The organism is Prauserella shujinwangii (assembly GCF_003001955.1).
Classification (GTDB): Bacteria; Actinomycetota; Actinomycetes; order Mycobacteriales; family Pseudonocardiaceae; genus Qaidamihabitans; species Qaidamihabitans shujinwangii.
The window spans coordinates 193453-206440 of record NZ_PVNH01000011.1 but is presented as its reverse complement, the minus strand read 5'-3'; the positions used below and the strand labels follow the sequence as shown (position 1 = coordinate 206440).

8 protein-coding genes are annotated in these 12988 nt (G+C 72.6%); 1 reads left to right on the top strand and 7 read right to left on the bottom strand.

Features of this window, described 5'->3' with window-relative positions:
• Positions 1 to 65 precede the first annotated feature (65 nt).
• Both B0I33_RS25115 and B0I33_RS30075 read right to left on the bottom strand, forming a co-directional pair.
• On the bottom strand, positions 66 to 824 hold the full coding sequence (locus B0I33_RS25115; protein ID WP_106181340.1) for a twin-arginine translocation signal domain-containing protein: 759 nt from the start codon (positions 822 to 824) through the stop codon (positions 66 to 68).
• 144 nt (positions 825 to 968) lie between these two features.
• Entirely contained in the window at positions 969 to 1997 is a 1029-nt protein-coding gene (locus B0I33_RS30075; protein WP_181193445.1) for a hypothetical protein, read from the bottom strand.
• Positions 1998 to 2625: 628 nt separating this feature from the next.
• Here B0I33_RS30075 and B0I33_RS25105 point away from each other — a divergent pair.
• A complete protein-coding gene (locus tag B0I33_RS25105) occupies positions 2626 to 3027 on the top strand; it encodes an SSI family serine proteinase inhibitor (protein WP_106181339.1) in 402 nt (133 codons plus the stop codon).
• An 80-nt stretch (positions 3028 to 3107) separates the two neighbouring features.
• On the opposite strand, the gene B0I33_RS25100 is transcribed toward B0I33_RS25105, so the two are convergent.
• From B0I33_RS25100 to B0I33_RS25080, 5 genes are read right to left on the bottom strand one after another with little or no spacing between them, the layout of a single operon-like run.
• Positions 3108 to 3530 (bottom strand): acyl-CoA thioesterase, encoded by a 423-nt coding sequence (locus tag B0I33_RS25100; RefSeq protein ID WP_106181338.1) that lies wholly within the window; start codon positions 3528 to 3530, stop codon positions 3108 to 3110.
• Positions 3531 to 3538: 8 nt separating this feature from the next.
• On the bottom strand, positions 3539 to 8989 hold the full coding sequence (locus B0I33_RS25095; RefSeq protein ID WP_106181337.1) for a type I polyketide synthase: 5451 nt from the start codon (positions 8987 to 8989) through the stop codon (positions 3539 to 3541).
• A complete protein-coding gene (locus tag B0I33_RS25090; RefSeq protein ID WP_181193444.1) occupies positions 8986 to 10014 on the bottom strand; it encodes an RnfABCDGE type electron transport complex subunit D in 1029 nt (342 codons plus the stop codon). The genes B0I33_RS25095 and B0I33_RS25090 overlap by 4 nt, the downstream gene beginning before the upstream one ends.
• Positions 10014 to 11948, bottom strand: coding sequence for a CRTAC1 family protein (locus B0I33_RS25085; RefSeq protein ID WP_181193443.1), 1935 nt, complete (start codon positions 11946 to 11948; stop codon positions 10014 to 10016). The genes B0I33_RS25090 and B0I33_RS25085 overlap by 1 nt, the downstream gene beginning before the upstream one ends.
• The gene (locus tag B0I33_RS25080; protein WP_245901043.1) at positions 11948 to 12958 is read right to left on the bottom strand and encodes a DUF1702 family protein; all 1011 of its coding nucleotides are present in this window, start codon (positions 12956 to 12958) and stop codon (positions 11948 to 11950) included. The genes B0I33_RS25085 and B0I33_RS25080 overlap by 1 nt, the downstream gene beginning before the upstream one ends.
• Positions 12959 to 12988 lie beyond the last annotated feature (30 nt).

Sequence of the window (12988 nt, the reverse complement as noted above, 5' to 3'; positions counted from 1 at the left end):
TCGCTCGCCGTGCTGGACGAGACGAGACCGGCGCCGCCGGATCCGGATTCGGATTGTCGTTCAGATCAGCCCTTGATCAGCTCACCGACATTGATGTTCATACCGTCGAGCCGCATGTAGGTCCGGTCGTCCCCGGGCATGCCGATCTTGATCGGGGCGGCCATCCGGTAGAGCTGGCCACCGGTCGGGCTGCCGTCCGGGTTGGTGCCCTGGGGCGGCGGCGGGAAGGTCGTGACGTTGCCGACCAGCTGCGCGGGCTCCAGCGTGCGGAAGGTGAACGGACCCTCACAGTTGCCGCACCGTTCGAAGGTGATGTCGAAGTTGAGGAACATCTTCGCGAGCAGGCTGCTCGGGCCGGTCACCGAGAGCAGGCTTTCCGGCGAAACGTCGACGTCCGGCAGGCGGATCGTGACCTTGCCGAACAGGTCGTGGAAACCCTCGACGGTGTGGTTGAGCACCTGCAGGCGCACGAAGTTGGCTCCGCCGACCGTCACCTTCACGACGATGCTGCCGATGAAGTTGATGCGCGGCGCCGGCGGCGGCAGGTTCACGATCAGTGTCGCGCCGAACGCGTTGCAGCTGCAGTTGATCGTCTGCCCGAGCTCCGGCAGCAGCCCGGCGCCGTCGCCACCCGGCAGCGGGAGCTGCGAGGGGCTGAGCGTGGACGCCGCGGCGTTCCGCACGTCGAGCAGCGGGACTCCCGCGGCCGCGACCGCTGCCGCCGCGCCGGTCATCCCGGCCCTGCGGAAGAAGTCACGCCGACTGTTCACCGGGTCCGGTTCGGACTCCAGTGGGGGCAGAAAGTTGTCGTACAAATCCGCCATGGTTGATTCCTTTTCGAGGTTGATGGCGACCAGCGATGGGTCGTGACACCGTTCGTGCTGCCGCCTCACCGGCGGGCGAGGATGTCGGTGGGTGGGGCGCCGGGCGAACCGGCGCCCCACCGGATTCCGTCATTGCCGACCCGGTCAGCCGCCCAGGATCCCGTTCGGCAGGATTTCGTTGAACATGTGCTGCGGAGTGGTCACCGCGTCCGTGACGCTCGTGATGTTCGGCGTCAGGCCCATGTCCCCGCCGAGCAGCCCACCGGTCAGCGGGCTGAGCGACCCGGTACCGGAATCCGGCGGCTCGGTGGTCGACGGGCCTGCGCCGTCCTGGTCCTCCAGCGGCTGACTGAAGGCGCATTCCTGGCACGGCGCCGGGCTCGGAGCCGGTTCCGGTTCAGGTTCCGGTTCGGGCGCCGGTTCCGGTGCGGGCTCGGGTGCCGGTTCCGGGGCCGGTTCGGGAGCGGGCTCCGGTGCGGGCTCGGGCGCCGGTTCCGGTGCGGGCTCCGGTGCGGGCTCGGGCGCAGGTTCCGGGGCCGGTTCCGGCTCGGGCGCCGGTTCCGGTGCCGGTTCCGGAGCGGGCTCCGGTGCGGGCTCGGGCGCAGGCTCCGGTGCGGGCTCCGGTGCGGGCTCCGGTGCGGGCTCGGGCGCCGGCTCCGGTGCGGGCTCCGGTGCGGGCTCGGGCGCAGGCTCCGGGGCCGGTTCCGGCTCGGGCGCCGGTTCCGGTGCCGGTTCCGGAGCGGGCTCGGGCGCGGGCTCCGGTGCGGGCTCGGGCGCAGGCTCCGGGGCCGGTTCCGGCTCGGGCGCCGGTTCCGGAGCGGGCTCGGGCGCAGGCTCCGGAGCGGGCTCGGGCGCAGGCTCCGGAGCGGGCTCCGGCTCAGGCGCGGGCTCCGGTTCCGGAGCAGGCTCCGGTGCCGGTTCGGGCGCAGGCTCCGGTGCGGGTGCGGGTGCGGGCTCCGGCATCGAGCCATCGGTCGAGATGAAGTACGAGCCTTCGTGCTCGACCACGATGGTCTGGACGTCGTTACCACAGATGTAGGTCACCCGCGTGCCCGGAGGCAGCGGACCGTCGCTCACCGTTCCCGTTCCGGACGGGTAGCTGACGACGATCGTGTTTCCGCTGTCGACAGCCGGGAACACCTGGACGTGACCGTCGGGCCCCGTGACGTACACGATGCTCCCGGTCGGCAGCGGAGTGGGCGCGGGTGCGCCACAGTCCCGTGCTTTCGAATCACAGCCCGTCGTCTCATGGGACCGGCTGCTCGCCGGTTCCCCCGCGGCGCGGTAGACGCCGCCGGAGCCGTACTCGGCGGCGGAAGCCGGGAGCGCGGCCGGCAACAACGCCAGCCCAAGCCCAAGCAGTCCGGCACCGAAGGCTCGGATCGTTCTGGACACCAAACGTACTCCCCGTCTTTCTAGGTCGTGACGTCCCCGTTCCCGGCGGCGCCAGCGACGCGGTTGAAGACCGATTCGACTTTCGCCACTTTTCTGACCGTCAGCCAGGAAAGGCGCGGTCACGGACCCGAACAGGTAATCGTTATCGCCCGGCCGGTACCTGCCCGTGCTCGTCGTTCGCGGTGTGAGTTCGTTCGTGGCCAACGAAGTGCGAGTGTCCACACGGTCGAGTTCGGACCAGCGCACGATCAGGTCTGCGGTGACCGAGCGTGCACGTCTCCGCACTTCAGTCCGAAAGGGAATGCGCGCGGCCGGCGCAGTCGTTCCCTCGATCAGGTGGAATCCGCACGCCGGACACGAAAAAGCCGGGAAGCTGGAGCGGATCCGAACCGGCGAAGGGAACCGCATGTTCCACGGAACACGACGAAGAATACTGGTGCTCGTCTCGGCGCTGATCGTCGGTACGACGGCGATGGCCTCGCCCGCCGCGGCCGCGCGCCCGGACGGCAGGCTCCTGCTGACGGTCCGCGATGCCACGACCCTGCGGCCGCTGGCGGTCACCGTACTGACGTGCGCGCCCGACGGTGGCACGCACCCGCACCCGGCCCACGCCTGCAACGCCCTGCGCATCGCCGGCGGCGATCCCGCGCGGCTGCGCACGCTGCTCGCCAAGACGTGCCTGGCCATCTACCAACCCGTGCGCGCCGAGGCACACGGAACCTGGCGGCGAAGCCCCGTCCGGTACAGCGAGGTCTTCGGCAACCGCTGCCTCGCCGCCGCGGAGACCGAGGACGTCTTCGCCTTCTAGGCCACCGTCTCGCCGCCCAGCGGTCGCGAGTGCGGAACGTTGTTAGAACAACGTTTCCCACTCACGAGAGGTGACCACGGCTAGGAGTACGGGCGCAACGCGTCGGCCAGCTCCGCCGGAACGTCGACCGGCCGCATCCCGGTGCCGTCCCGCCGCATGCAGGCGATCGTCTGGCTGCCCTTGGCGACCAGCTGCGGCAGGGGGTCACCGACACGGAAGTAGTCGAACAGCATCGTGACCCGGCCACCGTCGATGCCGCCGAGCGACATCCGCACCTCGACGGTGTCGGACGCGTACAGCTCGTGGAAGTAGTCGCAGTGGCACGACACGGTCACGAGCGCCAGGTCCTCCCGCAGGGCGCGGAGCACACCCGGGGCGCGGTCCATCAGGAACCGCTCCCGGGTGTGCCCCTGCCAGCGCAGGTAGTTGGTGAAGTACACGTTGCCGACGAGGTTGGTCTCCTCCAGCGGCACGATGTGCCGGTACTCGAACGTCCTGCCCATCGTCCCGCTCAGCGCTCCCCGTCGAGCACGACGGCGACGGCGGACTCGGAATCGTCCCCGGCGACGGCGACCACGGTGCTCGCCACCCGGAGCGGCCCGCACGCGAACACCGCCCATCCCTCGTCGTAGACACCCTCCAGCACCAGCTCCCCTTCCGCCTGGTCACCCGCCGTCGCCAGCACCGCCGCGACGCGGGCGGCGACGGACTCCTCCGGCTCCCCGAGCCGCGCCCGCAGGTCCCGCAGCAGCCCGTCGTGCCCGGCGACCGCTTCGCTCTGCCCGGCAACGGGCACGCGGCACCACCGCGGCTCGCCCCTCGTTTCGGTCCCTGGCGCCCGCAGCGCCGACGCGATCCGTTCGATGTAGACCCGCAGCAGCGCCTCCGGCCACGGCTCGGTGCGCGCGATCGGCCCGACGTCCCGCAGCCGCAGCCCCGTCCAGTTGAGGGCCCGCTTGCCGTACTGGTCCCGCACGACCACGTCCCACACGTACTCACCACCGCCGGACGAACGCTCGGTCGCGTAGATCTCGCGCGCGTTGTGCGTGCCGGGAACGCGGGTGAACCGCTCGCAGCCGACCGGCAGCAGCCGCCGGTGCGGGACACAGGCCTGCAGCGCGTGCACGGTCGCGTCGTTGGCCGTGACGTCCCCGAGCAGCAGGGCCGCGCCGATGACCGGGTAGTCACCGTCGCTGTCCCGCTCCCGCAGCGAGACTCTGGCGTGCCGCGCGGTGAGCGCGGTGAATTCCCGCACCAGGCGGAACTCGGGGCCGTGGAAGCACACCTGCCGGTACAGCTCACCGGGATCCAGATCCACAGTGGATTCCGGGATGTCCGGGAGCCCGCCCGGTTCGGCGGGCAGCGCGAGCGGGAAGCGTGCTCGGAAGTGGTCGGCGGCGAAGTTCGTCTCGTCGCTGCGGAGTACCACGTCGATGGCGTCGTCCCGGAGCAGCGCGCACACCCGCAGGGTGCGGGAGCCCGGATCCGGCACCACGATCGGCCGGTCGAGGGCGAGATCGGCGAGGTGCCGGAGCGCGCGGCCCGCGACCGCGGTCGCCGCCTCCGCCATCAGCTCCATGCCCAGCACCGCGGGCACCAGAACCACCCCGTCCACGGCGTGGTCGCGCAGGTAGGGGTGTTCGGCCAGGTCCAGCCCGGCCTCCGCGACGAGCTCGATGCCCGGGCTGTGCACGAGCACCCGGTCCAGCGACCGGCCCGCGGGGAGCCGGTCGGGAGCGCCCTCCAGTGCGCCCAGTCTCCCGCGCACCGTGACGGCGGGTGGCGGTTCCGGTGCCGAGAGCAGGTCGAGGAACGCGCGCACCCCCTCCTCCACCGGGATCGGGTGGACGTCGAGCATCCGCAGGGTCTCCAGCACGCCGAGATCGTCACCCATCCCCGTGCCCGACCACACCGACCAGTCCACAGTGGTCGTAGCGCAGTGTGGCAGTTCCCCGGCGAGACGTTCGACCTCCGCCCGCAGCGCGCCGTTCGCCAGCGCGTAGTGGCACTCACCGGCGAGGCCGTACCGTCCGATCACCGAGCCGAACGCGACGAGCGTGCGCAACCGCTCGGTGTCAAGCGCCGCGACCAGGTTCCGCAGCCCGTCGACCTTCGGCGCGCGGTGCGCGAGCATGGTGTCCTCGTCGAGATCGGCGAAACGCACCGGCCGGTTGACCCCGGCCGCGTGCAGTACCGCCGTGACGGTTCCGAGCTGCCCGGAGAGCCGCGCGACGGCCGCGGCCGTCGCGGCGGGGTCGGTCACGTCGGCCGCCTCGTAGGCGAAGCGCACCCCGGCCTCGCGCAGCGCGTCCAGGTTGCGCCGCAGCGCGTCGTCCCGTTCCGGCAGCGCCCGGCCGAGGAGGGCGAGCGCCACGCCGTGCTCGGCCGCCAGCGCCGCCGCGCACGCGTAGCCGATCCCCTTCCCGCCTCCGCTCACGAGGAGCACATCGGTGGCACCGAGGCGGCATTCGCCCCGCGCGGCCGGTCGCGGCCGCGTGACCGGCACCTCGACCAGCCCGTCGTCGAGCAGGTACTCCCGCCACTGCCCTGGTTCGGCCACGGCGTGCCGTGCCGCGTCCCGCAGCCCCGCCGCGGTCGCGGGAACGCGCAGCAGCGTCACGCCGACGTCCGAGTGCTCCTGCCGGAGCGACCTGAGGAAGCCGCTGAGGCCCGCGCCGTGCGTGACGGCGACGAGACGCCCGCGCGTGACCGCGGCCCGCGCCGCCGCGAGCAGCGTGCGCGCCGCCGCCGGATCGGCGGGGTCGGGCACGTACACCAGCACACCGGAGTCGGCGGTCGCGTCCTCGGTGAAGACGCCCCCCTCGGTGATGTCACCGGCGACGAAGACTTCGGTCCAGCCGCCCCCGGCCTCGGGCAACGGGTCGATGATCCGCCGCCGGTCGTCCACGAGGGTGCGCACCCACGGCGCGACCCCGTCCACCGTGGCCGCGACCGGCGCGTCGTCGGCGGCAGGCAGCCCCTCGACCGCCGCCACCAGTTCGGCGACCGACAGGTCACCGGCGGCCAGCGGCGCGTTCGGCCGCGCCCGGCCCGCCGCGTCCGCGGCGGCCACCAGCAGCTGGGTGATGCCCAGCGACGACAGGTGCAGGTCGCCGAGCAACCGCGCATCCGGGTCGATCAGCCGTGGCTCCAGCTCGGTCTGGTCGGCGAGCAGCCGCAGGACGCACGCCCCGACGTCGCGTTCCTCCTCGGCGCGCTGCTCCCGTTCCGGCACCGTGTCCGGCTCGGTGCCGCTGACGGCACCGGTGCCCGCGCACGGGTTGGCGAGGAACACCCGCTCACGCCAGATGTCGACGGGGCGGCCGCGCCTTCCCTCGAACGCGGGCCTGAGCGTGTCGAGCGCTCCGGCGGCGAACAGGGCGGCGGCGGTCGCCGCCTGGCCGCGTTCGCCCGGGGCCCCCGCGTCGATCGACACCACCGGTGTGTCGCAACAGGACGCGACCAGCGGCGCGAGCGAGGTGCCGGGTCCGGCCTCGCAGAACAGGTCGGTGCCGGGCACCGCGTGCCACACCGCGTCGGCGAACCGCACCGGAGCGGTGAGCTGGTCACTCAGCACGGTGGTGAGGTCGTCGTCGGCGGTGACCGGCCTGCCGAGCACGGTCGACACGACGTGCGCGGCAGGCGGCGCGAACTCGACATCCTGCAGGGACGGCTTCAACTCGGTGACGCACCGGCCCATCGCGGGTGAGTGGAACGCGTGCGAGACGGACAGCACCACGGCCGAAAGGCCCCGGCGGCGCGCCTCCTCGACGAGCCCGCGCAGGTCCTCCAGCCTGCCCGCGACCACGTGGGACTCGGGGCCGTTGTACGCGGCGACCGCGAGTCCGGTGGCCGCGCACAACCGCTCCACGGTCTCCGCGTCCGCACCGATGCTCGCCATCCCCGTGCCGCGCTGCCCGAACCGGCTCATCACCCAGCCACGTGCCACCACGAGCCGGTCGGCGCTGTCCGCGGGGAGGCAGCCGGCGCGGGCGAGCGCCGCGATCTCGCCGAGGCTGTGCCCGACCAGCGCGGCCGGTGCCACCCCGAGGTGTTCCAGCCAGCGCGCCGCCGCCATGCTCGCGCGGTGGATGGCGGGCTGGGCGATCGCGGTGTCGGCCACACCGTCGCTGGCGGCCAGCGGCAGCTGCGCTCCGCCGAGGAACCGCTCCAGCGAGCCGAGCCGCACCGGAACCGGCGCGCCCTGTCCCGGGAAGAGCACCGTCACCCGGCCCGCGACCGTGTCGCCGAGGAACATCCCCGCCGCCGTGTCCAGCGCGCCCGGCCGGAGCCGGTCGAGGCGGTCCGCCGCGAGCGCGGCACGCTCGGCGAGCTGGGCAGGGGTGTCCGCGACCAGTGCGACCCGCACACTCCCCGCGGCGCGTTCGCGGCCGAGCTGGCACGAGAGGTCGTGCAGCTCGGCGACCGAGAACCGGTGGGCGGTGCTCGCCAGCCGGTCGAGCACCGCCCGCACGGACGCCCGGTCGGGGCCGGAGAGGACGATCGGTGCGCAGTCCCTCGGCGCCCCGGGATCGGCCGGTGGCAAGGCCGGGTCGACGGCGCGCACCCTGGCCGGTTCCGGAGCGCCGAGCACGACGTGCGCGTTGATCCCGCCGAATCCCATCGAGCTCACGCCCGCGAGCCGCGGCCCGCCGGGCCACGGTTCGGCCTCCCTCGCCACCCGTAACGTGCTGCCCGCCTCTCGCAGCAACCGGTGCGGAGTGCCGCAACCGGTGATCGGCGGCAGCACCCCGGTCGCGAGGCTCATACCCGCCTTGATCAGCCCGGCGATGCCGGACGCGGCCTTCGTGTGCCCGATGTTGGCCTTGACCGAGCCGAGCGCGGCCGCCGCCTGCGCTCCGCGCCGCAGCTCGAGCAGAGCCGACAGCTCCACCTCGTCTCCGACCACGGTGCCCGTGCCGTGCCCCTCGATCAGCCGGACGTCACCCGGGTCGACGCCGGCCAGCTCGTACGCCCGCCGCAGGGCGAGCAGCTGACCGGCCCGCTCCGGCCGGGTCAGCCCGCCCCTGCCGTCCGAGGAGAGACCCCATCCGCGCAGCTCCGCGTAGACGGGGAGGTCCCGTGCGTGCGCGTCGGCCGCGCGCATGAGCACCACCATGCCGCAACCCTCACCGGGGACGAACCCGGCCGAGCGCTCGTCGTAGACCCGCATCGGCCCCTTCGCGAGCGCACCGGCCTTGGCGAACCCCACAAGCTCGAACGGGTCGAGGCTGATGTCGACACCCCCGGCCAGCGCGACGTCGGCGCTTCCGTCGTGCAGGCTGCGGCACGCCGTGATCACGGCGAGCAGCGACGACGAGCAGGCACCGTCCACTGTGTAGCCGCCGCCGTGGAAATCGAAGTGGTTGCAGATCCGGCCCGCGATGGTGTTGGCGAGCCCGCCCGCGAGCGTCTCGTCCCCGACGGGCTCGAACGCGGAGAGGTAGCGCGACTCCGCCTCCGCGAGCAGCCGCCGGACGTCCGGCTCGGCCAGCCCGGCGGCTTCGGCGGCGGCCGCCACCGTCTCCCGCACGAAGGGCCAGCGCAGCCGCAGCGTGCTGGCCCGCGTCACCTCACCGGTGAGGCTGTTGCCGACGACCACGGCCACGCGGTCCCTGGCCAGCCCTTCCCCTTCCGGGTAACCCGCGTCGGTGAGCGCCCGGCTCGCGGTCTCCAGGGCGAGCCAGTGCGCCGGATCGGCCGCGCGGTACGCGGAGCCGGGGATGCGGAACGCGGCCCGGTCGAACTCCCAGCCCTCCAGTACGGCGGCCAGCGAACCGTACGTCTTGTCCGGGGCGGCGGGATCGGGATCGAGGTAGTCGCCGAGGTTCAGCCGCTCGCCGGGCAACCGCCGGAACGACTGCCGCTGCTCCAGCACGGAAGCCCACAGCTGAGCGGGATCGTCGGCGTCCGGATAGCGGCAGGCCATTCCGACGATCGCGACGGGTTCGCCGCCGGTCACACCACCTCACGCTCCCTCGGCGTGGCGGCCGCGGCGGGCACCGTCACCACGGCGGGCTGCGGCGCCGTGGGCGCGGGCACGGGCTCCCCGGCCGGCTTGCGCATCGCGAGGAACGCCAGTCCGATACCCCGCAACACGCACACCGCCACCAGTGCGAAGAAGAGCCCGAAGACGACGTGGAACTGCACCAGGATCCCGTAGGCCGCGGCGGTGGCGAACCCGAACGCCATCTGGTTGCGCGGTGTGGTCGGCGACGTCGACGGGTCGGTGATCATGTAGTTGGTGAAGAGGATGAACGCCACGCCGGTCAGCGGGAGCAGTGCGCTGATCAGCGAGATGTCGGTGAACGCGGCGCGGACGACGGCCTGCAGCGCGAACCCGCCGACCCAGGCCAGGATCAGCGGCATCCGCTTGGTCAGCTTCGCGTTCAGCATGGTGCCCGCGGCGAGCAGCGCGATCGCGATCGCACCGTCCAGGAAGCCGTCCGTCCACTCGGTGAACTGGTACGGCGGCGCGATCCCCACCCAGGGGAACAGCAGGAGCACCACGACGATCCCGAAGTTGCTCGGGTTGAGCACGTGCCGGAGCCTGCCGTCCACGCGGACCCGGATCACGTACTTGCTGGCCACCGCGATGACGGCGGCCAGCACCACCGGCAGCAGCCGGTCGTTGGCGTAGAGCAGCATGGCGCACGCGAGACCGCCGATGTAGGCGGGCAGCAGGAAGTCGACCACCTTGCCCACCGGGGCGCGGTACCGGGGCGCCCGCCCGTGGGACAGCGCCTCGATCGTCTCCAGCAACAGCTCGACGGCGAGCGTGGTGGCCACCGCGACCACGGGGGTCAGGTACGCCTGCTCGAACCCGAGCACGGTGTGCCCGAGCACGGTCAGCACGGTGATGGAGATCCCGAAGCGGCGCAGCGCGGTGCTCCGGGGATCCTTGGGCTTCGCCGTTCTCGCCTTCCGCGCGGTTCCCGCGTTCTCCGCCTTCTCCGCCGACTTCGCGGTCTCCGTTGTCGCCGTCATCACCGGACCTCCTGTACCTTGCCGTCGGCGTTGAGCAGCAGCTCGTGCCAGCCGGGAGTGAGCTCGAGCGTGTCCGAGCGGGTCTGGCCGCACGCCGTCCGCCAGGTGACCGTGACCGGCAGCGGACCTGCCGCCTCGCCGAGTCCAAAGTGCAGATCGGGCGCGTTCACGCCGTTGTGTCCGTTGGCCGGGTAGACCTGTTGCGTCAGCGCGGTCCGGCCCTCGGGCGACACGGTGGCCCGGGCGCCGATCGCGGGCCGCGTGCGGCCGCTTTCCGTGCCCTCGCAGTCGCCGCCCCGGGCGGGCTGGCGCAGCCGCAGGCCGAGGAAGTCGCCCGCGGCGGACTCGTTGCGGTAGAACGTCGACTGTGTCCACTGGTTGGCGGCCACGAAGTCCAGTCGCCCGTCGGTGTCGACGTCGCCGACCGCGAACGCCCGGCTCACCGCGTCGGTGCCGACCCCGGCGAGGTCGCCGATCTCGACGTAGCGGCCGTCCGGGCCGCGGGTGAAGAACTTGTTCGGGTCGTGGCCGGACAGGTCGGCACCGTCGGCGAACCGGGGCCACAGCCCGGGATGCGCCATGATCAGGTCGTTCGACATCGCGGCCTCCTGCATCTGCGCCCACCGGTTGGTGTCGCCGCGCAGGAAGCCGGTCGCGAACAGCACGTCGGGGCTGCCGGAGTTGGCGAAGTCGGCGATCTTCACGTCCCACGTCCAGCCCGTGCGGGACAGGCCGAGGTCCTCGGCGTGGTCGTCGAACGGAGCGATGCCGCGTTCCAGCTCCTCGTCACCGCCGGTACGGACGAAGGCGAAGTTGCTCTCGTGCAGCGCGTAGTCGTCGGTGATGTTGCTGACCACCAGGTCCGTCGCACCGTCGGCGTTCACATCGCCGAACGCCACGCCCATGCCCTTGAACGAGTCCTGCCCCACCACTTTGGACTTCGGCGTCAGCGCGTGCCGCTCACCGTGCACCTCGCGGAACCGGATGTCACCCGGCACGGACTCGTTGACGAGCAGCTGATCAGGGGCGAAATCGTTGCCGATGTAGAGGTCGGCGAGGCCGTCCCCGGAGATGTCCTGCGTCCCGGCCGCCAGCGTCCAGCCGGTCTCCTCGGTTCCGTCGAACGCGTCGTGGTCCTCCACGAAGCGGATGTCCGGCGGGCCGCTCGCCGTGGCATCGGCGAACCGGAAGATCCGGTGCGTACCCGCGTTGTAGGCATTGGACAGCGAGTCCGTCATCACGAGGCTCGCCTGGTCGGCCGTCGGGTCGAGCACGCGGGCACCGTCGGGGAAGTAGTTGCCGAAGAACAGGTCCACGTGGCCGTCGCCGTCGAAGTCGGCGATCGATGCGGCGTTGGTGTTCCAGATCTGCGGGGGCGAGACCAGCTCGCGCGCGGTGAAGCCGTCCGCTGCCTGCGGCGTGTCCGGCTCCCGCAGGAACACGACCGGGGAGCGGCCCCAGTAGTAGACGACGACGTCCTGCCAGCCGTCCTCGTTGTAGTCGGCGGGCAGGCAGCCCATGGGCGCCACGTACGACTCGTACGGCAGCCCTTCCGGGTGCAACTCGAACGCGGGGAACCGCTGTCCGGTCGTGGGCGCGGGCCGGATCGTCACGGTGTCGGTTCGCGGATCGACGAGGCAGATGTCCCTGGAGACCGTGCCACCGTCGGTGGCGAGCAGTGCCGTGCTGGCCCCGACGGACGACACCCAGCCCTCGATGTGCTCGTAGACCGGGGCCACCGGCCGAACCTGCCGGTCACCGGGCCGGTCCGGCGGGCTCACCGGATGTGTCGCGAACGCGTACCGCTCCGCCAGCGCCTGCCGTTCCTCGGCCGACGTGGCGGGCAGCTGCGCGAGCTGCCACGTCAGCACGCAGCACAGGATCGCCACCAGTGCGGCCGCTCGCCTGCGCAGCCAGGACAACGACGATCGCATCAGTTCCCACCCCTCTGGGCGCGGTGCGCCCATCGTTCTCGAATTCCCGACCGCCAGCGCTGGTAGTCGGCGGAGCCCCCGGCGCCGGCACCGAGCGCGGCCTTCGCCTCGTCCGTCCAGCCCGCCGCGACCGGGACCGGCGCCCCGGCCAGCACGGCCGCGGCGGCCTCGGTGTGTTCGGGCACCACGCCGGACAGCAGCCGCGCCGCGCTCGCGAACGCGCACCCCTGCGCCAGATCCGCCCGGTACTCCCCGGCGTGGTCGCGCAACCGGGCGAGCTCGTCCCGGTCGGCACCGCCCGCGTAGGTCGCCGCGAGGCCGATCCCGCTCCACAGGTCAGCCCGCCGGAAGGCGGGAAACTCGGCGATCCGCAAGGACACCCCCTCGGGATCGGCGCATTCGTGGAACCACAGCGCGCGGCCGAGGCCCTGGTCGCGGATCGCGCGGCGGTCGCCGGTCAGCCCGCGTTCCAGCCGCCTGCCCCCGACAACGCGGTCGGAATGGAAGAAACCCTGGTGGAACCCGTAGCCGTCCCAGGCGAGCCAGTGCAGCAGCGGGTCGGTCCCTTTCGGAGCCCGCGAGCCCGGCCGCAGACCGAGCTTGGCGTAGCCCCAGCCGGTGCCGACGTGGACGAGGTGCCGGTAATCGGCTCCGGCTCCTTCGAGCAGGTCCCGGACCCGCCTGCCACGGGCCAGGGTGCCCATGTCCAGCAGCGTGTACGCCATGCCGGCACCCTCGAAAGCGAAGCCGCGCAACGGCTTGTCGACGCGCTCGATGGCGTCCACGGCGCGGTCCAGCGTGCGCCAGGTCGCCGCCGCGTTGAATCCCTCCAGAAAGGACCGTGCGGCGGCTTCGAGCATGCCGCGTGCGGGTCCAGGCCGGAGCCGGAACCGGCGGGCCCCGAAGTCGGCCAGTGCCAGGTCCTGACGCAGTAACCCCGCCGTGTACCGAGCGCCACCGCCAGTGGCGTCCCTACCGATCGACAATTCCGGACCCCGATTCCGTACCACGCTTCGCGCTTCGCCCTTGCGAGAGAACGC

Coding starts and splice junctions, on each gene's coding strand:
- B0I33_RS25090 (WP_181193444.1), bottom strand. CDS start 10,014: ATGACGGCGACAACGGAGACCGCGAAGTCGGCGGAGAAGGCGGAGAAC.
- B0I33_RS25085 (WP_181193443.1), bottom strand. CDS start 11,948: ATGCGATCGTCGTTGTCCTGGCTGCGCAGGCGAGCGGCCGCACTGGTG.
- B0I33_RS25115 (WP_106181340.1), bottom strand. CDS start 824: ATGGCGGATTTGTACGACAACTTTCTGCCCCCACTGGAGTCCGAACCG.
- B0I33_RS25100 (WP_106181338.1), bottom strand. CDS start 3,530: ATGGGCAGGACGTTCGAGTACCGGCACATCGTGCCGCTGGAGGAGACC.
- B0I33_RS25105 (WP_106181339.1), top strand. CDS start 2,626: ATGTTCCACGGAACACGACGAAGAATACTGGTGCTCGTCTCGGCGCTG.